At 43.7% G+C, this 21863-nt stretch carries 21 protein-coding genes; 17 read left to right on the forward strand and 4 right to left on the reverse strand.

Annotated elements, in window-relative coordinates:
- The first annotated feature begins 261 nt into the window (after positions 1 to 261).
- Together Selli1_RS15370 and Selli1_RS15375 are read left to right on the forward strand one after the other, a co-directional pair.
- On the forward strand, positions 262 to 555 hold the full coding sequence (locus Selli1_RS15370) for a phage holin family protein (protein WP_191434035.1): 294 nt from the start codon (positions 262 to 264) through the stop codon (positions 553 to 555).
- A gap of 3 nt (positions 556 to 558) precedes the next feature.
- A complete protein-coding gene (locus tag Selli1_RS15375) occupies positions 559 to 1983 on the forward strand; it encodes a GH25 family lysozyme (RefSeq protein WP_281873813.1) in 1425 nt (474 codons plus the stop codon).
- 48 nt (positions 1984 to 2031) lie between these two features.
- Here the strand turns inward: Selli1_RS15375 and Selli1_RS15380 are convergent, their stop codons facing one another.
- Positions 2032 to 3234: a bifunctional diguanylate cyclase/phosphodiesterase gene (locus tag Selli1_RS15380; protein ID WP_281873815.1), complete on the reverse strand. Its 1203-nt coding sequence runs from the start codon at positions 3232 to 3234 to the stop codon at positions 2032 to 2034.
- Positions 3235 to 3385: 151 nt separating this feature from the next.
- Between Selli1_RS15380 and Selli1_RS15385 the strand changes: the two genes are divergently transcribed.
- Positions 3386 to 4066: a hypothetical protein gene (locus tag Selli1_RS15385; RefSeq protein WP_204863803.1), complete on the forward strand. Its 681-nt coding sequence runs from the start codon at positions 3386 to 3388 to the stop codon at positions 4064 to 4066.
- Between the two features lie 44 nt (positions 4067 to 4110).
- Positions 4111 to 5040 (forward strand): DUF1848 domain-containing protein, encoded by a 930-nt coding sequence (locus Selli1_RS15390; RefSeq protein WP_281873818.1) that lies wholly within the window; start codon positions 4111 to 4113, stop codon positions 5038 to 5040.
- A 48-nt stretch (positions 5041 to 5088) separates the two neighbouring features.
- Here the strand turns inward: Selli1_RS15390 and Selli1_RS15395 are convergent, their stop codons facing one another.
- On the reverse strand, positions 5089 to 5289 hold the full coding sequence (locus Selli1_RS15395; protein WP_281844372.1) for a hypothetical protein: 201 nt from the start codon (positions 5287 to 5289) through the stop codon (positions 5089 to 5091).
- Between the two features lie 123 nt (positions 5290 to 5412).
- Between Selli1_RS15395 and Selli1_RS15400 the strand changes: the two genes are divergently transcribed.
- Complete coding sequence (locus tag Selli1_RS15400; protein ID WP_087168441.1) at positions 5413 to 6129, forward strand: phosphatase; 717 nt, start codon at positions 5413 to 5415, stop codon at positions 6127 to 6129.
- Positions 6130 to 6216: 87 nt separating this feature from the next.
- Entirely contained in the window at positions 6217 to 6510 is a 294-nt protein-coding gene (locus Selli1_RS15405; RefSeq protein ID WP_087168440.1) for a YerC/YecD family TrpR-related protein, read from the forward strand.
- A 46-nt stretch (positions 6511 to 6556) separates the two neighbouring features.
- On the opposite strand, the gene Selli1_RS15410 is transcribed toward Selli1_RS15405, so the two are convergent.
- Complete coding sequence (locus Selli1_RS15410; RefSeq protein WP_087168439.1) at positions 6557 to 7153, reverse strand: DUF1836 domain-containing protein; 597 nt, start codon at positions 7151 to 7153, stop codon at positions 6557 to 6559.
- A gap of 173 nt (positions 7154 to 7326) precedes the next feature.
- Here Selli1_RS15410 and pcrA point away from each other — a divergent pair, with 173 nt between their 5' ends.
- The 3 genes from pcrA (at position 7327) to rlmD (ending at position 11794) form a co-directional block, all read left to right on the forward strand.
- Positions 7327 to 9567, forward strand: coding sequence for a DNA helicase PcrA (pcrA, locus tag Selli1_RS15415; protein WP_281873821.1), 2241 nt, complete (start codon positions 7327 to 7329; stop codon positions 9565 to 9567).
- 240 nt (positions 9568 to 9807) lie between these two features.
- A complete protein-coding gene (locus Selli1_RS15420) occupies positions 9808 to 10056 on the forward strand; it encodes a DUF4366 domain-containing protein (protein ID WP_087168437.1) in 249 nt (82 codons plus the stop codon).
- Positions 10057 to 10141: 85 nt separating this feature from the next.
- Positions 10142 to 11794 (forward strand): 23S rRNA (uracil(1939)-C(5))-methyltransferase RlmD, encoded by a 1653-nt coding sequence (gene rlmD / locus Selli1_RS15425; protein ID WP_281873824.1) that lies wholly within the window; start codon positions 10142 to 10144, stop codon positions 11792 to 11794.
- A 107-nt stretch (positions 11795 to 11901) separates the two neighbouring features.
- Here rlmD and Selli1_RS15430 read toward each other — a convergent pair whose 3' ends face one another.
- Positions 11902 to 12459 carry a JAB domain-containing protein gene (locus Selli1_RS15430; RefSeq protein WP_281873826.1) on the reverse strand — a complete coding sequence of 186 codons (558 nt, stop codon included), beginning with the start codon at positions 12457 to 12459 and terminating at the stop codon, positions 11902 to 11904.
- A 249-nt stretch (positions 12460 to 12708) separates the two neighbouring features.
- Between Selli1_RS15430 and Selli1_RS15435 the strand changes: the two genes are divergently transcribed.
- The 8 genes from Selli1_RS15435 to Selli1_RS15470 all read left to right on the forward strand — a co-directional run bounded on the left by Selli1_RS15435 (position 12709) and on the right by Selli1_RS15470 (position 21862).
- Entirely contained in the window at positions 12709 to 13407 is a 699-nt protein-coding gene (locus Selli1_RS15435) for a recombinase family protein (protein ID WP_281873828.1), read from the forward strand.
- 402 nt (positions 13408 to 13809) lie between these two features.
- A complete protein-coding gene (locus tag Selli1_RS15440; RefSeq protein WP_281873830.1) occupies positions 13810 to 14031 on the forward strand; it encodes an excisionase in 222 nt (73 codons plus the stop codon).
- Positions 14032 to 14279: 248 nt separating this feature from the next.
- Complete coding sequence (locus Selli1_RS15445) at positions 14280 to 15899, forward strand: DNA primase family protein (protein WP_281873832.1); 1620 nt, start codon at positions 14280 to 14282, stop codon at positions 15897 to 15899.
- Positions 15900 to 16567: 668 nt separating this feature from the next.
- Entirely contained in the window at positions 16568 to 17122 is a 555-nt protein-coding gene (locus Selli1_RS15450) for a ParA family protein (RefSeq protein WP_281873834.1), read from the forward strand.
- A gap of 15 nt (positions 17123 to 17137) precedes the next feature.
- The gene (locus tag Selli1_RS15455) at positions 17138 to 17482 is read left to right on the forward strand and encodes a hypothetical protein (RefSeq protein WP_281873836.1); all 345 of its coding nucleotides are present in this window, start codon (positions 17138 to 17140) and stop codon (positions 17480 to 17482) included.
- 11 nt (positions 17483 to 17493) lie between these two features.
- Positions 17494 to 18516 (forward strand): hypothetical protein, encoded by a 1023-nt coding sequence (locus Selli1_RS15460; protein ID WP_281873838.1) that lies wholly within the window; start codon positions 17494 to 17496, stop codon positions 18514 to 18516.
- Positions 18517 to 18553: 37 nt separating this feature from the next.
- On the forward strand, positions 18554 to 18799 hold the full coding sequence (locus tag Selli1_RS15465; protein ID WP_281873840.1) for a hypothetical protein: 246 nt from the start codon (positions 18554 to 18556) through the stop codon (positions 18797 to 18799).
- A gap of 144 nt (positions 18800 to 18943) precedes the next feature.
- Positions 18944 to 21862: a type I restriction endonuclease subunit R gene (locus tag Selli1_RS15470; protein WP_281873842.1), complete on the forward strand. Its 2919-nt coding sequence runs from the start codon at positions 18944 to 18946 to the stop codon at positions 21860 to 21862.
- Position 21863: the final 1 nt, after the last annotated feature.

Consider the following 21863-nt stretch of genomic DNA (forward strand, 5'->3'; position numbering starts at 1 on the left):
ATATAAGACATTATACCTCTACTCGAACAAAAAGTCGAGGATTACATATACTGATGTATAGCATATATAACCCTCGATAAAATCAGATCGATTTATACTTTTAAAAATCATTCATGAAACAACCCTGGACAAAAGCACTGCTTTTTTTAGGAAATATGGAAGGAAAAATGAGAAAATTCCATGTTCCGAAATAGAAATTTTCACATAAATTAGAGTGAGGAGGGGAATAGCCTCCCGGAAAAAAAGAAAGGATGGAAAAATATGGAACTGATTACGGAGTATATCAAACCGGAACTGATTGTAGTCGCAGTTGTATTGTATATTGTAGGTATCGGCCTAAAGAAAACGACTGTAGTGAAAGACAAATGGATTCCGGTGATTCTTGGAACCGCCGGTATTTTGCTCTGCGGCATCTGGGTATTTGCAAACGGACCAGTGGGCTCAGGACGGGAAGCGGCACTTGCGGTATTCACGACCATTGTTCAGGGAGTTCTTGCTGCAGGAGCAAGTACTTACGTCAATCAGATTTTGAAACAGTTGAAAAAGGAGGAATAGGCTATGGCATATTATGTAGACATTTCCCGGTACAGGCCGGTTAAAGACTGGAGGCTTGTAAAGAGAAACTGCCCTTTCTTGATCTCAAAGGCGACGGAAGGGACGGATTACACAGATCCTACGCTGGATGATTTTATCAGAGGCTGTGAGAACAATGAGATTCCATACTGGCTGTATGCCTATCTCCGGAACGGGAATGAACCGGCTCAGGCAGTCTTTCTGACAGAGGTTTGCAAGGCCAGAGCCGGTAAATATTTTGTCGGATACGCGCTTGATGCGGAAGAGGGAAATGCGGCCGCCGACGTAAAGAGAGCAATGGATTATCTTGCCGGAAGCGGAAAGAAGTTCATGCTGTACACCGGTTATGCGGATTACAGCAGATATCAGGAGATCATCCGGTCACGCCCGTCCGGCTGCGCATGGTGGGAATCACGGTATGGCCTGAATAACGGGACTTATAATTCCGGCTATCCCTGCCACAGTGGAGTAGATCTTCATCAGTATACGAGTATCGGGCACTGCCCTGGAATTACCCCGCAATGCGATCTGAACCGGCTGACGGGAAGCAGGACGGAGGCGTGGTTTTGTACAGGAGAGCAGACAGCAGAAGATCCGGATGGAACAGTCCTTGACCATGCGGGCGTTTTTCAGGAGAGGAAGGACCGGAAAGGAGAAGTGTCCTACCAGGGTCATCTTCGTGGTATTGGATGGGCAAACTGGCAGTGTGACGGAGCAATGGCCGGCAGTACCGGACAGAGCAGGAGAGTGGAGGCACTGCGGATTCTTCCAGTGAATCATATGGATGTGACCGTACATATCCGGGATATCGGTGACAAACTGTACAAAAATATTACAGAATCTACAATTATCGGAACAACCGGGCAGGAGAAACGGCTCGAAGCACTGAAAATTGAATCCGGGGATACAGTATATTTGTACCGTGTGCACCAGAAAAATCTCGGATGGAGCAGGTGGTGTGTCAACGGACAGTGGGCCGGTGAAAAAGGGAAATCGCTGCAGATCGAGGCAGTGGAAATCAAAGTTGCGGATATTGCCTATCTGGCACATGTGCAGGGAAGCGGAGATACCGTCTGGATGGCGGACGGCATGACTGCTGGAACGACCGGATCCGCCCTCCGGCTTGAAGCCCTGCGGATTAAAAGCCAGCACTGCGGCAATATCGAGGCACAGGCCCATATTCAGGATGAAGGATGGATCGACTACGGGACAGTGAATCAGAATACCTTGATCGGAACGGCCGGGGAAAAGAAACGTCTGGAATGTCTGTGGCTGAAAGGAAATTTCGAGTGGAGAGCACATATTCAGGGAACCGGATGGACACAGTGGACCCGGGCGGATGGCGTGTCCACTCTTGGCACAGTCGGACGGTCTCTCAGAATGGAAGCAGTCGAAATGAGGAAAATATAAAAAACTCCGGAGGACATTCTCCGGAGAAAAATGAGGCGGATGTGACATTCAGGATCCGTTGAAGATATGAATATTGTTTTTACCATTTGCCTTTGTGCGATAGAGAGCGCGGTCGGCTTTCAGGAGCAGACTTTCATAATCGTCTCCGGAGCCGCGTGAAGCGATTCCGGCACTGTAGGTGATCCGGATGGTAGTTCCCCCTATGCTGTCCGGAAAAAGCGCGGTATTCAGAACATACCGCGCTTTTTTTATGATATTTTCCAGCGCCTGGTCAACAAACAGAATCAGAAATTCATCTCCGCCAAAGCGGCAGATGTAATCTTCCGGTCCAAGCATGGAAGTGAGTTTACGCGCGGTCATACGTATGATTTCATCTCCGGTCCGGTGACCGTAAGTATCATTGATCCCTTTGAATTCGTCGACGTCTATGATCATCAGATGAACAGGAGTATCAGGTCTGGAACCGGTAAAACAGTAAAAATAGTATTCAAACATGGATCTGGTAGGAAAACGTGTCAGTCCGTCGCTTTTCGCCAGCAGATCTTCGCTGACCTGCATATAATTCATGATTTTCCCTTCTGAATTGCAAATCGGGATCAGACGGTTTTTGTCATGACCGATAAATACACCATTTTTCCGGTATCGTGTTTCATATTCCTGCGTTTCTCCGTCAGACGCACGGCACAGGATCTCATCCAGGCTTTTCACAAGAACATGCCCTCTTTCCAGCTGATACAGGGAAGTGGCCTCAGAATTGAAATAACTGCACTGAGCTGCCTGTCTGTTTTTATAGATAATGGTAGTATCCAGATTGCAGATGACAATTTTGTTCGGCATGTTATTGAGATAGAATTCCAGCCGCTCTCGTTCATATTTCAGACTTTTCATTTCAGTAATATCCATGATCGTGACATACCAGCTGTCATTTTCCGGATCGTATTTTGCGGTGTCGTGAATCCAGAAGATTTCCCCTTTTTTATTATGCATCCGGTATTCGAAGTCCAGATCTTTCCCAAGAGCGATATGTTCCTTGACCGATATCAGAATCGGGGCCACATCATCCACCACCAGATCGGCAAAACGGTTGCTGAATAAAATGGCAAATTCATCCTTCTCATAACCGATCATCTGATAAAAATAATCATTTGCGTACAATATGGTAGAGTACCGGTCGTTTTTACAATACAGTACGCCTGCGTGAATGTGATTCATTATAGTTACAACCCGGCGGTCTAAAGAAGTTTTTGACATAAGTACCTCCCGAAGAATTTCCTTTCTGGTGACAGTATTCCCATCAGTCCGGTTTTTTATAAAAGGGGAAGCAAAGCTGTTGAATCCGGACTGCCCGGATGACAGTTTTTTTAAAGTATGTTATACTGAAAAAAACTGAAAGGAGAAAAAGATGAAACAGTATGTAAAGAAAACAGTTGTTTTTATTCTGACAGCGTCACTTATGTTGCTGACAGGATGCCAGCAGCCGTTTGATGCGACAGGATATACACAGGCCGTTCTGGATATGGTGACAAGGGGAGAAACAAAGGCATACGAGGCAATTTCCGAGTCCAGCGAAGAAGAAGCGAAAAAACAGTACGAGGCAGCGATCGATTCCTACATGCAGGAATTTGATTCCCTTGGATTTTCGGACGAGCTGACGGAAAAGTACCGGAGCTATATTCCAAACCTGATGCAAAAGACAAAATATACCGTGCAGGAAGCAAAAGAGCAGGATGACGGAAGCTTTGAAGTCGGCGTGGAAGTAGAACCGATCATTATGTTCGGCGGTGTAGAAGAGCTGCTCCAGCAGAAGCTGCAGGATTATCTGTCCCAGGTGCAGAACAATATTCTGAATAATCAGGCGGCGCCTACCGATGAGGAGATGACGGAGGCAGCGGGAGAGATGCTCTACGAATGTCTCAATACCGCTCTTGAAAATCCGCAGTACGGTGACAAGACAACCATTACCGTCCATGTACAGGAAAGTGAGACGGAAAATGTATGGGAGATCCCTGGGGAAGACGTGGATGCGCTCATGACAGCACTGATTGATACGACAGGTGCGGAAGAAGCATTTACCCTGTCCTGACCAGGCGTTTCAAAGGAAAGCCCTGAAGGAAAGGAGTGGGAGCTGTGATAATCAATACCGGGATGCGGACAGATATTCCTGCCTGTTACAGCGACTGGTTTTTCCGGAGAATACGGGAAAAATATGTGCTTGTGAGAAATCCTTACTATCCGCAGCAGGTCACACGGTACCGTCTGACGCCGGATGTGGTGGACTGTCTTGCATTTTGTACCAAGAATCCGGAACCGATGCTTGGAAGACTCGATGAGATTTCGGTATTTCCGCAGTTCTGGTTTGTGACGATCACACCCTACGGAAAAGAGATCGAACCGCAGGTACCGGACAAGAGAAAGGTACTGGAATCCTTCCGTGTGCTTTCCGAAAAGGTTGGAAAACGGGCTGTCAGCTGGCGTTATGATCCGATTTTTCTGTCGGACCGGTACAGCCTGTCCTTTCATATGGAGGCGTTTGAAACGATGTGTGCATACTTAAGTGGATATACCGATCAGTGTGTGATCAGTTTTATTGATCTGTATGCAAAAACGAAGCGGAATTTTCCGGAAGTCCGGCCGGTTCGCAAAGAGGAACGGCTCTGTATCGGAAAAGAGTTTGCACAGATTGCAGGGAAGTATCAGATCCGGGTACGTTCCTGCTGTGAAGGTACGGAACTTGCACCGTACGGCATCGATATTTCGGGCTGTATGACAAAGGAGATTCTGGAACATGCGGTCGGCATGGAAATGCAGATTCCGGGCGGGAAAAAGACTCCGAGAGAGGGATGCAGCTGTGTTCTTGGAAGTGACATCGGAGAATACAATACATGCGGGAACGGCTGCATTTACTGCTACGCAAATGAGAACAAGGAGCTTGTACAAGAGAAGATGAGAGAACACGATACAACCTCCCCGTTACTGACCGGACATCTCAGGCCGGAGGATGAGGTAAAGATCGCAAAGCAGGAGAAATACTGTACAGGACAGATGACGTTGTTTTAAAAGAAGATGCCCGTCTGCGGAAACTTGCCGCAGGCGGGCATCCCTTTTTCAGGATTGATCAGAGCCTTTTTGGGATTTGATTTTTGGAGCAGTATAGGCGTAGACTTCTTCATAAGACTGAAGTTCTGCTTCAGACTGCGGTGCGGATGGAATCAGGCCGGTACAGTCGTTGGCAGAAGCAGAATTGGCCAGATAATCATAAGAATCTGGATTCTTCCGGGTTTTCTTTACAGTTGAATCTTTCTTCATTTGGATCACCTCAATCAAAAGTATGGACGGAAATGAAAGAAGTATGTATCATTGTTCTTAATGGAAAAATATGTTAAACTAAAGCAGTAAAGTAGAAAAGATATAAAGAAAGAAGGGATCTTTTTGAAAATCTTAGTAGATTCACATTCTCATACTGTGGTAAGCGGGCATGCCTACAGTACGAGAATGGAGATGATTCAGGCCGCAAAAAACAGGGGACTGGAGGCGCTTGCCTTGACGGAGCATGCACCGGAGATGCCTGGAGCGTGCCATGAATTTTATTTCCAGAATTATACAGTCGTACCAAGAGAAGTGGACGGGCTTCACATCCTGATGGGTGTGGAACTGAATATCATGGACGAGTACGGTACGGTAGATCTTCCGGCAGGTGTTTTGAAGTCGATGGATCTGGCCATTGCGAGTATCCATGGACCGTGCTATGGAGAAAGCCGTTCCAGGGAGCTGAATACACAGGCCTATCTCAACGTGATGAAAAATCCGTATATTCATATTATCGGTCATCCGGACGACGGCCGGTTTCCGATCGATTACGAAAAACTTGTCAGAGGAGCGAAGGAGACCAATACGCTTCTCGAGATGAATAATTCCTCCCTGCGTCCGGGCGGATTCCGTGTGAATACTGAGGTCAACGCAAAGGAAATTCTGGAACTCTGCAAAAAAGAGGGCGTTTATATCACAACAGGCAGTGACGCACATATCGATGCAGACGCCGGAGAGTTTAGCTGTATCGAAAAAATTCTTCAGGAGACCGATTTCCCGGAAGAACTGATTGCCACAACGTCTTATGAAAAATTTTACAGTCTTATCAAACGGAAATGATAACAACTGCTGGACTTTATGAGTTTAGTGTGCTAAAATAGTACTCGGCAGAAACATTGCCCGACGAACAAGATATGGAGGGTAGATATGAGTAGGAAAATTAAGACAGAGGCTGTGGACAATCTGTTTGAAGGGATTCTCAGCCTGAAAAATAAGGAAGAGTGTTATATTTTCTTTGAAGACATCTGTACGATCAATGAGCTCTTGTCTTTATCTCAGAGATTTGAGGTGGCAAAAATGCTGCGTGAGCAGAAGACGTATCTGGAGATTGCAGAGAAGACCGGAGCATCAACCGCGACGATCAGCCGTGTAAACCGTTCTTTGAACTACGGCAATGACGGGTACGATATGGTATTTGACAGAATTGAAAACAAAGAGTAATCATAAAGACGCTGAAAGTCTCACGGCCCTCAGCGTCTTGTTCTTTTTATTTTTTCTCATCGGAGAAAGAATCAATCAGTTTTTCGATAATTGTCTTTTTGATGTAGACATCAAAGCTCAGCGAGCAAATAAATGCAAACAGCTGCAGATATTCCTGATCCTCCTTCGGTGCATCCTGATAAGTCCGGGAAGATTCCTCCCAGAGATTTTTGATATCCTCCTGAACTGAAGTGATCCGGCTCTTTTCCAGCTGGCAGACCTCTTTGTACACCGCAGACAGATCAAAATCTTCTGATGTCTGGAAATACTTCTCGGTCAGAGGCTTCAAAAGCAGCTCAATGTCGTGGATCGAAAGCAGATTTTTAAAATAGTAGATAAAAATCAGAACAAGAAGGTGCTCTTTGGAATATTTCTTCTTTACCGGAGCTGGAAGAAGATGATTCTTGGCATAATTGTTAATCATCGTCTTCGTAAGAATCTTGTCCTGCTCGTAGCGCTTCGTGGAACTTAGCTGTGTCTCCATAAATGTCGTAACCTGATCCATGTATAAATCAATATTCGGGATTTCACCCGGATGGATATAATCGATTCTGGAAAGGCTGTCTAAAATACTGTTTAATAAATCATTTGTGTCAATCGTCATAACGTCAAAACCCCTCGTGTAAAAACTTCATATATACATTATATAGTTTTAAAAACTAGATGGCAAGTTTTTTGTGAAAGGTTGGGCCAGAAGAATCTTCCAATACCTTGAAATATCGAACAGATGTATGGTATACTGATAAAACTACGAACAGAGATGGGAGTACATAGAAAATGAGTATTTATGATTCGTTGAATGATATGCAGAAAGAAGCGGTCTATCAGACAGAAGGACCGGTTCTGATTCTGGCGGGAGCCGGATCGGGAAAGACGAGGGTGCTGACGCACCGGATCGCCTATCTGATCGAGGAAAAAGGGGTCAACCCGTGGAATATTCTCGCCATTACATTTACCAATAAAGCCGCGGGCGAAATGCGGGAGCGGGTGGATCAGCTGGTCGGATTCGGATCCGAGAGTATCTGGGTCAGCACGTTTCATTCTGCCTGTGTGCGGATTTTGAGACGATTTATTGATCGGCTCGGATATGACACAAACTTTACGATTTACGATACGGACGATCAGAAGTCGCTGATGAAGGAAGTATGCCGTTATCTCCAGATCGATACGAAGATGTACAAAGAACGGGCACTTTTATCAGCGATTTCTTCCGCAAAGAATGAGATGATCAGTCCGGAGGAGTACCGTCTTGATGCGGAGGGCGATTTTTCCAGAAAGAAGATTGCCGAAGTCTATGCGGAATACGAAAAGCAGCTCCGTGCCAACAATGCACTGGACTTTGACGATCTGCTCGTGAAGGCCGTCCAGCTGTTCCAGACACAGCCGGATGTGCTGGAGTATTATCAGGAGCGGTTCCGTTATATTATGGTGGACGAGTATCAGGATACGAACACGGTGCAGTTCCGTCTGATCCAGATCCTGTCATCTAAATACCGGAATCTGTGTGTGGTAGGGGATGACGACCAGTCCATCTACAAATTCCGGGGAGCCAATATCAAGAATATCCTGAACTTTGAAGAGGAATTTCCGGATGCGGTGGTAATCAAGCTGGAGCAGAATTACCGTTCCACCTCCACCATCCTGAATGCGGCCAATGCCGTGATCCGCAACAATCACGGCCGGAAGGACAAGACACTCTGGACCGAGAATCCGGAAGGGGAGAAGCTGGTCTGCCGTCAGTTTGACAATGCCTACGACGAGGCGGACTATATTGCGGGAGCCATTCAGAAGAAAGTCAAGGAAGAGGGCGCTTCCTATAATGAATGTGCCGTTCTGTACCGAACTAACGCACAGTCTCGTATGTTTGAAGAGCGCTTTGTATCCACCAACATTCCATATAAAGTGATCGGAGGCGTCAACTTCTATGCAAGACGGGAGATCAAGGATCTGCTTGCCTATCTCCGTACCATCGAAAACGGGCGGGACGATCTGGCAGTACGCAGAATTATCAATGTGCCAAAACGGGGAATCGGACTGACTTCCATCAACCGGGTGCAGGAATATGCTATCCAGAAAGAAATCGGATTTTATGAGGCGCTTCGGGCAGCGGACCTGATTCCGAATATCGGACGCGCCGTTTCCCGTCTGGAATCTTTTACCGCCTTGATCGAGCATTTCAAAGAGGAATCAGGCCGGATGACACCGCTTGCCCTGTTAAATGATATTATCGAGACGCTGGATTATGAAAGCTATCTCGAAGAGATCGATATGGAAGACGCCGAAAGCCGGATCGAAAACGTGGAAGAATTAAAAAGCAAGGTGGCTTCCTACGAGGAAAGCTGTGAGCAGACCGGAGAACAGCCGACGCTGTCCGGATTCCTGGAGGAAGTAGCGCTGGTGGCCGATATTGACAATCTGGACGAGGAGAGCGATTATGTCGTTTTGATGACTTTACACAGCGCGAAAGGACTGGAATTCCCGTATGTCTTTCTGGCGGGAATGGAGGACGGGCTCTTCCCAAGTTATATGACCATCACAGCAGATGATCCGATGGAGCTGGAAGAGGAGAGACGCCTTTGCTACGTCGGTATTACAAGAGCCATGAAAGAGCTGACGCTGACCTGTGCAAGGAGAAGGATGGTACGGGGCGAGACCCAGTACAACAAATCTTCCCGGTTTTTACGGGAGATTCCGGAAGAACTTCTGGGCGGGCACAAAGAGCTGCACAAAGAAAAACCGCAGATAGAGATTGCAAGAAACCAGACCTACGCCAAGGCAAAAGCAGCTTTTCATTCTCAGGCATTCGGTATCAAAAAGCCGGTGCAACAGTTTAAGGTGGCTTCCGGAGAAGGACCGGGTTATGACGTGGGAGACCGTGTCCGTCATATGAAGTTCGGTGAAGGACTGGTGACAGCGATCACAGAAGGCGGCCGGGACTACGAAGTAACGGTCGAGTTCGATACGGTCGGAGTGAAAAAAATGTTTGCGGCATTTGCGAGACTCAAGAAGGTTGAGTAGGCGCAGATCAGACAGACGGACAAAAGAGCATGGGGAATTGTAATTTTAAAAGTACGGTTCACCCCAAACCGCCGTCCGCATGCGCACTCGTCGTGCTTCTGAGTATGGTGTGAACAGCACCCTTTAAAATGACAAAATCAGGAAAAGTTCACATAAAAGGATGGCATTCTGTCTATGATAGTGGTATAATTACCAAAAAGAATAAGCGTTGAGATGGCAACATCGGAAAGGAGAGGGAGCATGAGCGGAAAGTTTGAAGAGATTATGGCAGCTTCCAAATTAAGCGAATTATTACAGAAAAAAGATGAAGATAATACGAAAAAGGTGATTGTTTGGGTACTGGCAATTATTGGAGCCGTAGCAGCGGTAGCAGCGATTGCTTACGCAGTATACTCATTCTTTACACCAGATTATCTGGAAGATTTTGAAGAAGATTTCGATGACGATTTTGACGACGACTTCTTCGATGACGAAGATGAAGTAGAGTAAAACTTGGAAAAGCAAGAGAAGATAGGGTAGGAAATCAACTTCCTGCCTTATTTTTTTGAGAATCAATACAGGAGAGAGAAGAACCATGAAAAAAGGAACCATATATGAAGGAACTGTCTGCTGCGTCAAATTTCCAAATAAAGGAATTGTGAAAGTGGAAGGCGAAGAGCAGGATATCATCGTGAAGCATGTGATTCCGGGACAGAAAGTAAAAGTGGCAGTCAATAAAGTGAGAAAAGGGAAAGCCGAAGGACGGCTTCTGGAAGTCCTTGAGACATCGAAAGACGAGATCCCGTCGCCGTGCCCACATTTCGGACAGTGCGGAGGATGCTCCTACCAGAGCCTTCCGTACGAAAAGCAGCTGGAACTCAAAGAATCCCAGGTACGGGAACTTTTGAAAGACCGGATTCCGGAAGGAGTATTTGAAGGAATCAAGGAAAGCCCGGTGCGGGAAGCGTATCGGAATAAGATGGAATTTACATTCGGCGATGAATATAAGGACGGCCCGCTGTCACTTGGCATGCATAAGCGGGGAAGCTTTCACGATATTGTGACCGTTTCCGGGTGCCGGATCGTGGATGAGGATTTCCGGATGATTCTGGAATGTACCAGAGAGTATTTTGAACAGCAGAAGGTGCCGTTCTATCACCGGATGCGCCATGACGGATATCTCCGCCACCTGCTTGTAAGAAAGGCGGTAAAAACAGGAGAAATTCTGGCGGACCTGATTACAACATCCGCTTATACAGGGGAAGAAGCTCTGCTGAGAGGGTGGAAAGAAGCACTGCTGGCATTACCGCTGAAAGGAACTTTTGCGGGAATTCTGCATACGAGAAACGGCAGCCTGGCTGATGCGGTAAAAGATGAAGGAACAGAAATTCTGTATGGACAGAACTATTTTTATGAGGAACTTCTGGGACTGAAATTCAAGATTACACCATTCTCCTTCTTCCAGACCAATTCTCTGGGGGCCGAGGTACTGTACGAGACAGCACGGGAATATATCGGAGATACGAAGGATAAAGTTGTCTTTGACCTGTACAGCGGAACAGGCACCATCGCCCAGATTGCGGCACCGGTTGCAAAAAAAGTGGTCGGTGTTGAGATCATCGAGGAAGCGGTTGAGGCAGCGAGAGAAAATGCGGCATTGAATGAACTGGATAACTGCAGCTTCTGGGCCGGTGATGTGCTGAAAGTAGTTGATGAGCTGCAGGAAGTGCCGGATCTGATTATCCTTGATCCTCCACGTGACGGAGTACATCCGAAAGCACTGGAAAAGATCATTGGATTTGGGGCAGAGAGGATCGTTTATATCTCCTGCAAACCGACCAGTCTGGCGAGAGATCTGGAACTGCTGACAGGAAAAGGATATGTGCCGGAACGGGTAAGCTGCGTGGATTTATTCCCGGGAACGGTGCATGTGGAGACGGTTGTTCTTTTGGGTAGGAAAAAGGTCGATGAGGAAATCGTCTATGCCTATGAGGATTATGAGCCGAAAGATTCGGAATATCTGAATGGCACGAAGGGCAGCGCTACTTACAGGGAAATCAAGGAATGGGTAAAGAGCCAGCATGGGTTGAGTGTGTCTTCTCTATACATTGCGCAGGTAAAAGAAAAATGTGGACTTGAGAAGCGTGAGAATTTTAACCTGGGTGCGGAAGGTCACAGAGTGCCAACGTGTCCTCCGGAGAAGAGAGAAGCGATTCTGTCAGCATTCCGGCATTTTAATATGATATAGATGTTTTTTGTATCTGATAACAATTCCCCAGTCGGAGAACTGGGGAATTGTCTGTGTTTTGGCTGCTTCTCCAGACATATAGATAACATGTAAGAATAGAAGTAAAGCTATGCGACTTGATATTCCTGTTTCCTGGTATCTTTGACGGGGTTGTCCAGAAGTGATTCATCTTCAAGCATACTGTAAACACGTTTTTCCGGGTTTCTGGACACAATGATAAAATCATGTAATTGCATGCCGTCAAGCATACGCAGCAACTGTGTCAGCTTTTTCGCCATTTGGATATCTGCTTTAGAGGGTGCGGCAGGATGACCGGAAGGGTGATTGTGGACTAAAATGACTCCGGTGGCATTGAGCAACAGAGCTGTCTGTGCAATTTTGGTGCAGCTGACCGGGCAGGTATCGGTGAAACCGGCGCCGACACATGTGAGTCCAATTGGACACATAGCGGCATCAAGGAAAACAGCATAGCAGCGTTCTTGTGGATATTGTGTTAGCGTATCTGCTAGGTAGAAGATGATATCGTTTGAGGTGCGGATGGGTGTTTGTGGAAAGATTTCCTGACGGTCAATCCGCAAGCGGGGTTCTACTTCACAAAGTTTGTGAATGAAATCTGCATCCAAATCCAAATCCGGATTGGTCAGGTCTACAGTCTGAAATTTCATATTTGAGCTTCTCCTTTTTGTGTGTAATCAAAAAGGCTCCCGCAGGTTAACAAATAATAATTGTATTTAATGATTATGTGATTGAATAAGAATGTAAATCGTGATAAAATGCAAATAAAGAGTGCTATTTTAAATGCTCATATGATGTAGTATATATATTCCTTTCTGAAATTTTAACGTAAACGGTGTTTTTGCTACTTTTTGAAGAGACCCTATAATGTAGCACTGTTTTGGAAAGAAGGTACGAGAATGAATAATACAGGAAAAATTTATGGGTATTGTCGTATCAGTACTTTGCAACAGAGTATCGAAAGACAGGTTCGGAATATTTTAAGAGCTTATCCGTCTGCTATCTTATATGAAGAAGCATATACGGGAACAAAAATTGACAGACCAAAATTTAAGACATTGCTGAGACTTGTGAAGCCGGGAGATACCATTGTATTTGACGAGGTGTCTCGTATGAGCCGTAATGCAGAAGAGGGCTTTGAGTTGTATAAAGAACTGTATGACAAAGGAGTGGAATTGGTTTTCCTGAAAGAGCCGCATATCAATACGGAGACATACAGGAAAACATTGTCCTCCCAGATTGCTATGACTGGAGAACGGGTGGATTACATTCTGGAAGGGGTTAATAAATATCTGATGTCATTAGCAAAAGAGCAGATTCGGTTGGCATTTGTCCAGTCCCAGAAAGAAGTGGAATATCTGCAGCAACGGACTCGTGAGGGGATTGAAACTGCCAGGGCAAACGGTAAACAGATTGGCAGACCGGTAGGCTCAACATCTGAGACAAAGAAAAGTAAGGAAGCGAAGAGAGCTATTTTGAAATATTCAAAGGATTTTAATGGCATGATGAAAGATGTGGAGATTATGCGGATGCTCGGTTGTGCCAGAAAGTCGTATTACAAATGGAAAAAGGAATTACGGTTAGAAATGACAGTCTGATGGGACCGTCAGAATAAATTGCAGAAAAAGCTTGATATGATAGAAAAAATATTGTATACTGTATTCATGACAAATCATAACAACAGGTTATAAAACGTAGTTGTTCATGTGGAAAACTCAAGGGAACGGTGCCTTGTAGGGATGCTGGCGTAAGACGTCCGGGAGTTTTACGGGGGTGACGAACCGTAAAACGAGAGTACAGCTTGTCAATATAGAAATAAAAGCGGTGAACAGGCATTGGTAATCCGAATGGATTGCTGTGTCTGGACACCGCTTTTTTGATTTTCATGAAATACATTGAGTAAATGCAAAATAACTATTGAAAATAATTATATATCGTGATATAATATACAAAAATAAATGAATATAATTATTTTGAATAAAATACAGGAGGTAAGTCACATGGCAGCAAACAAAGCATTAGAGAATATTCCATTGAATGAGAAATTGAATCTGACCGTACAGGAAGCAGCAGCTTATACAGGAATCGGACAGATAAAACTCAGAAGTATGATGAAGGAGCCGGATTGTCCGTTTCTTCTGAAAGTGAGCAGTCATAGATTTCTGGTGCGTAGAAAGGAACTGGAAGAGTATCTGAAATCAAAAAATGATTTGTCTAACTAAAAAACTACAGAAAAAAGCAGCTACGTTAGCGGCGTAACTGCTGGCGGATTTTGGCTGAATCCATTGGTTATTTGATTTCAAGTAAGGCGTTTTTGATAACACAGGTTTTTGTGTTTGTAAGTAATACCTTTCTTTAATTATAATACCATAAGCGGACGCCGAAATCAAGCTTTTTAACATTAAAAATAATGAAAAATATTGATATATGTAAATGAATACAATTATTTTAAAGAAAGGAGAGTCCGCATATGGCAAGTACAAAGGACGAAACGATGAAAGAAGCGACGTTGAGTGTCCTGAATAAATATACGCCTCAGAATCCGGGAAATCCGGGGACTGTTGCCGGAGAAATTCTGCAGGAATGCGAGAGTTTGATTGGTATCGAAAATAGTGTGAGACAGGCAGGACATAAATGGAGAACTCCTGAAAGATTGGTTCCTTTCCAGATTGCAGAGGTTCTGCTGCGAGTATATTATGTTGCTATGATAAATGTTGCTAATGGTGGCGGAGACGGCGGTGATGATGAAGGATATTCTCTTATCGGTCTTTATCAGACAACCGGAAAGAATCTTGGAACCTATGAGACGTCAGAGACTGAACTTCGTAAGACTGCAAGACTGTATTGTCCCAGTATGACGAAACGGGAATTTGATGAGGTGATGACGATTCTGAAAGAATCCGCCGTGAGGGTTCAGCCCTGCCGGGAGCCTCATTTGGTTCCTGTAAATAATGGTATTTTCGATTACGATACAAAACAGCTTCTTGAGTTTTCTCCGGATTATGTATTTTTGAGTAAGTCACGGGTAGACTACAATCCGAATGCTACAAATGTGGTAATACATAATCCAATAGATAATACGGATTGGGACGTGGAGAGCTGGATGAATACACTTTCCGATGACCCGGAAGTGGTCAATGTATTGTGGCAGGTTTTGGGGGCAATTCTCCGCCCGAACGTACCGTGGAATAAGTCCGTATGGTTTTACAGCGAAAGCGGTAATAACGGGAAGGGAACGCTTTGTGAACTTATGCGTCAGCTGGTTGGTCATGGGAATTATGCGTCGATTTCTCTGGCTGATTTTGGTAAGGATTTTATGCTGGAGCCTTTGATTCATGCGCAGGCAGTTATTACAGATGAAAATGATGTCGGTACATACGTGGATAAAGCGGCGAACCTGAAAGCAGTTGTGACAGGAGACGCTATCAATATTAACCGGAAATTCAAGGTTCCGTTGACCTATTGTTTCCATGGACTTGTAGTCCAGTGTTTGAATGAGATGCCGAGGATTCGTGATAAGTCCGATTCGTTTTACCGGAGACAGCTGTTTATTGCATTTACTAAATGCTTCACAGGTGTGGAGCGGAAATATATTAAGCAGGATTATCTGCACAGGCAGGAAGTATTGGAATATGTACTGTATAAAGTGCTTAATATGAATTATTACAGCTTTGATGTACCAGGTGCATGTGAGAACGTACTGGAAGAGTACAAGGAATTCAATGACCCGGTACGGCAGTTTGCAGAAGAAATTTTTCCTGTCTTGAAGTGGGATTTGGTACCGTTCTCTTTCTTATATGCATTATATGTGGAATGGTACAAGAAGAATTTCTCAGGGCGTACAGAGACTAGGAGTATGGTAGCTTTTACAAAGGATGTGGTGACATTGCTGCCTGCATATCCGGAATGGGAATGTGATGATAAGAGAAAAGCCAGGAAGCCGGGAAATAAGATGGATGTAGCGGAACCGCTGATTGCAGAATACAATCTGACGGATTGGATGGACCCGAAGTATACCGCATCAAAAGATATGGATAAGCGGTGTCATCCTGTGTTGAAGGAAAATTACAGAGGAATTGTAAGAAAATAATACAGCAAAAAGAGAGCAGCAGTGAAGATAATAAGTTTTCGCTGTTGCTTTTTTATATGCATATGAGTGGTACACAGTTGGGTACACAAAAAGTGTGTACCGGTTTTTTGTAGACTGGGCTTATGTTTAAATGGATTCCTTTGAAAAAGTACGCAAAAAGTACGCAAAATTGAAAAAATGCGTACCTTGTGTACTTTGCGTACTAATAGGTTTAAATCCAGTGCAGGCATAGATTTAAGCTGTACACAGTTTAAAGTCATTTGTGTACCTTTGCGTACTTTTCAGCTTGTACTCGGTTTAAATGCAATGTAGGCTTGCATTTAAAAGGTACACATTTTTTTGCGTACCTTAATGAGAAGTGCATGAAGTGAATAATTGTTACGACTTTTTTGCTGTAGTTGTAAAGATGCTTTCTGTATGCCTTCAGTTTGCGGATTTCCTCTGTATTCGGTTTATTATCATTGTTTTCGTGTATTTGATGCATTCCTGTGTACCTACCCTTAAAACGGCAAATACAGCGTTACAGAGCTATACGCTGAAAGGCTATCCTGTCATCAGGAAATAAATGTATTTAATGATTTTGATATTGAAAAATCATCGTATTTCTGTTATAATATTTCTATGAAAGTATGAAAATATGATTGTTACAGAAAGGGGTTGCGTGTTCTGTGAAAAATATATTGGTCATCAACCGGAAAGGCGGAGTTGGCAAGACGCTCCTGTGTGATGAACTGGCATTTGCCCTGGATGCAAAGCAGATTCCTTATAATTTTTATGACCTGGACGGACAGGGCGGACAGATTCATGAGCCTTGTGAGATGCCGGGCGCTGTAGTTTCTATTATAGATACACCGGGAGCTTTGCAGGCAGAGATGGGCGAGTGGATTAAGGATGCAGATGTGATTGTGGTTCCGATGCGTCCGACTACGACAGATATGCCTGCAACAGAGGTTACTATGGAGCTTATTAAAGACAATGCCCCGCATACTCCTGTAATCTATGTGGTGAACGGAGTGAACCGGTTTAGGGCAACCCAGGAATTTATGGAATTCTTCACAGAAGAGCATCCGCATGACCGTGTGTATCTCATTCCTCAATCTGAGGCGTTCGTTCAGGCGAAGTTGGCAAATGAGTCTGTACAGGATTATCACCCGAAGGGATATCCGGCGCAGGCGATGAAAGCGTTTACGGATGCTGTTCTGGGGCTGATTGGCGTAAAGTGAATAAGGGGTGACTTTATGGAAAATGATAAAATGTATATTTCTATTCATGATATTGAACTGATAGGAGATATTTTGGATGAACTTGCCAATCTGGGATATCATTGTTCATCGGGGAAAATGATTGTTGATATAATTGAACATCACCATTTATGTCTATATAATATTAATTATCCGGGTGGAAGTTATGAAGTTTTTAAGAAGTTGGTGAGTGATGGGTATTTTTCAGAACGGGCGATACAGATTGCCAGTGATGTATATGACCATAGAATGATAGAAGATGCAGAGAAAAATAACTTAACATATGACCCACAAACAATGTACGCAACATTTCCACCGGAATTTGATGGCTATAAAGAATAGGTGGTGTTTATATGGTGAATTTGGGATTATCTCGTAAGAAAATGATGGGTAAAGTTGATGATTTGTTGAGCGAATTGAGTAGTAGGCATCATGTACAGTTTAAATCTGATGTTCGTGTACCATTTGTAATATCTTTTACCATTCGAGATGAAAAAACAATGCATGTTGCTGGTGTTTCAATTGGAATTTCTGAATTGGCACGTATATTGAATTTATCCAATGTCAGTCGAGATATGATGTTTTTGAATGTTGTTGTGAATAGTTATCATGAGGCAGAGCATGTCAAACAGTATACAAAAATATTTTCAGAGGATAGAAGTGAGAATGCATTGGTAATGTCTTTATCCGATTCAGCAACATGGAAGAATCCTTATTATTACAGAAGAGCATTATCTTCTGAATGGGGGACGCATACAGCTTATTATTCTAACGTGTGCGAGATTGATGCAGAAAAGCATGGTGTAATGGGATTGTACGAGTATTTATGTCGAGAGTTTCCATATATGGATGCTGAGATTGCAACATTGGAATATATAAAGTTTAAAACGAAAGAAACTGAAATGGATTATTATATTCCGGATATTGATTATAGTTCGTATTGTGATGTTATTTCAGCTTTTGATGAAGCATTTGAAAAAGCAAAGAGTATTAGTGTTTATTATTTCAGAAAACCGGAGCTGGCGATGAAGACAGATGGTGTGATGTCAGAATTGAAATCAAGTGATAATATGTATGATAAATTTTTTGATAAATTTACAGATAGCCATCCTTATGCAAGAGTTCAGCAAGACCGCTTAGTCGCAGCTGTAAATCAAGAGTTGCATCCTGAAATCATGCTTACACATAATAATTTAGATGAATTGAATTTGGATGTTAACTATGTGCTTGCCTACCCTATAGTAAAATCTGGTTTATTGTTAGAACAGATATTGGTAGATGGAGAATATGCAGCTGCAAAACAAAGAGTGCAGATGGCAGAGACTATTGCGCATAAGCCACTTGGATTTGATGATGATTTTCAGGTTGGGAGATAATCCGTAAGAATTCATATGAAAGCGAGGGAAACAGGCAATGGCAGAGAATAGATTCAAAGCACGACAGCAGCAGAGAGCCGCTGCAGAGCAGGAGCGTCTGGAACAGGCAATGGGAACTGTACTTGTACCGACAGCAAAACAAGAAACAGAGTTACTGCAGTGGCATGTGGATAAGGATTTGAAGGGAAAATTTAAAGCGTATTGTGCTGTGAATGGACTGAAAATGAAAGAGGTTATGACAGAATTGGTGACAGGGTATCTGAAAGACAATGGTGCTTTGTGATAAATCTGATTGTAAGTGGATGTAAGTTCATGTAGAATAAGAAGAAAGTCGAACTATAGAAAACACAAGGCTATATATTATATCACGAGAAGTATGGCTTTAATTTGTGATTGGTAAAATACATTGAAAAAGAGGATTTGAGCAATGTCACATGTTTCAGAATATGATGTTGAAAATAAATTTATAGACCGTTTGGAAGGTATTGGATACCATTTCGTTAAGATGGATACTTATGACGATGTATTAGCAAATTTCCGGGAACAGCTTGCAAAATTTAATGAGAAGAAGTTGATGGAAAAGGGACACGCCGCATCGTTCTCGGATACGGAATTTGAGCGTATTCGTATCCATGTGGAGAATCATTCGGTTTATGAATCTGCGAAGATTTTAAGGGATAAATACGTGTTGGAACTGGACGATGGACAAACGGTCTATCTTGACTTCTTTTCATCGGATACAGACCGGAATATCTATCAGGTCACGCATCAGGTAACAATGGATAAAGCACATAAAGATGATGTGGTGTACAAAAACAGATATGATGTGACGGTTTTGATTAACGGTCTGCCTGTGGTGCAAATTGAATTGAAGCGCCCCGGCGTGGAAATTAACGAAGCAGTCAATCAGATTAACAGGTATCGGAAGTTTTCTTTCAAGGGATTGTTCCGCTATATACAGCTTTTTGTAGTATCGAATTCGGTTCAGACGAAATATTTCTGTAATGAAAATGAGATGGCGGACGGACAGTATAATCCCATTCTGAAATCTCTGGTGTTCTTCTGGACAGATGAAAAGAATGTCCGTATCAATGATTTGAACAGCTTTACCGGGGAATTCTTCCGGAAGGCTTCTCTGACAGAAATGTTGGATAAATACATGGTCATTAAGGCAACAGAACCGGTGCTGATGGTCATGAGACCTTATCAGATATATGCGGTAAAGGCTGCAAAGAAGAGAGTTCTGGAAGCGAACCAGAATGGTTATGTGTTTGCATGTACCGGCTCCGGTAAGACGCTGACCAGTTTCAAGCTGGCACAGCTTTTGCGAGATGAGCCACGGGTAGCCCTGGTTGTATTTTTGATTGACCGGAAAGACCTGGATGACCAGACGGTTGATGAATATAACAGCTTTGAGAAAGACTGTGTGGATAATACAACAAGCACTGTAGTGCTTATCAATGAGTTGAAAAAAGCGGATAAGAAGCTGATTGTGACAACGATTCAGAAGATGGCAAATGCCGTAAAGAGCGAGAAGTATGCTTCTGTTATGGATGCTTATAAAGACAAGAAAGTGGTCTTTATTATTGATGAATGTCACAGGAGCCAGTTTGGAAAGATGCATGGACAGATTCAGAAGCATTTCCAGAACGCAAATTATATTGGCTTTACCGGCACGCCGATTTTTGAGAAAAATAAAGGGTCTGACGGGCGTACAACCGCTGATGTGTTTTATGCCGGCGGAAAGCTGGATGCATGCCTGCACCGGTACATGATAAAGGACGCAATTGCTGACGGGAATGTACTTCGATTCTCCGTGGAGTATCAGAGGACAATTTTTGCCCGTCAGGTGCAGAAAAACGGTATCAATCCGGAACAGTTGGATGACCCGGAATACTGCAAGCGGCATAATATTGATATGACCGAACTGTATCATGATGAGGAACGGATTCAGACGATTGTAAATCACATCATGGAGCATCATGAGCAGCATGTTCATCCACAGGGGAAGGATATTTATACTGCTCTTTTTGCGGTAGATACCATTCAGACTCTTGGGAAATATTATGATGAATTCAAGAAATACAATGATAAACTTCCGGAAGATAAACGGTTGAAAATCGCTGCTGTCTTTTCTTATCAGGCAAATGAAGATATGGATGACGGAGCCGATGAGCATTCTCAGGAATTACTGGAACGCTGTATGGAAGATTATTATAAATTATTTGGACATAGATATACGCTGGAAACCTTCGATTCTTACAGAAAAGATATTGCAAAGCGGTTGAAACAGAAGGATTTGCCGCAGGTAGATATTCTGCTTGTTGTTAATATGTTTCTGACCGGATTTGATGCAAAGCCGCTGAACACTCTGTATCTGGATAAGAATCTCATCTGGCATTCTCTGGTGCAGGCGTACAGCCGGACAAACCGTGTAGATAAAGTGACAAAGCAGTTTGGTCAGATTGTGACATATCGGAATATCAAGAAATGGCAGGATGACGCTCTGACACTGTTCTCCGGAGACGGAGACCCGAATGAGTATCTGCTTGAGGATTATGACTATTATCTTCATCAGTGGATAAATCAGGAGCCTGTTCTTCGTAAGATAACGCCGGATGTGGAAGCAGCCGGACAGTTGCAATCCGAAGATGAAATCCGGATGTTTATTATTGCCTTCCGGTCAATGGCAAAGACGCTGGCAACGCTCAAAACGTTCTCTAAATTTGATTGGAATGACCTGGCTGTTGTGATGGGCGAGGAAGAATACGAAGGATTCAAAAGCTGGTATTTGTATTACAAAGACCAGGCTGGAAGCCGGGAGCCGAAAGTTCCTGTGCCGGTGGATGTGGATTTTGATATTGAACTGGTTCGTACAGACCGGATTAACGTAGTGTATATCCTGAATTTGTTGAAAAAAGCGCAGAAAGATGGAAAGGCAAAATCCGAAGAGGAGAAGCAGCACGATGTAGATTTGATTCTCCGGGAAATTGAGCGTTCCGATAATGAGTCACTGCGGTTAAAGAAAGATGTGATGAAGCAGTTTATTTTGACCCGGTTCTATGACTTGCCGGATGATGCAGACATCATGGAAGCCTTTACGCAGTTTGAAAAAGAGCAGTTACAGGCGGATATGGAAGAATTTGCTTATGACAATCAGATTGATTACGTGATTGTTTCTGATTTGTTCTCTTCCTATGTGTTCAGTAAGGCTATCTCAGATGAAGAAATCCGCAAACGGTTGACAGCGTATAAGCTGGGATTACTGAAAATGACGAAGATGACGAAGGCAATCAAGCTGTTCGTGCAGGAGACGTATCAGAAATACAAAGCAGAAGGAGAATAAG

The sequence above is a fragment of the Sellimonas catena genome (assembly GCF_027924685.1).
Lineage (GTDB): Bacteria > Bacillota > Clostridia > Lachnospirales > Lachnospiraceae > Sellimonas > Sellimonas catena.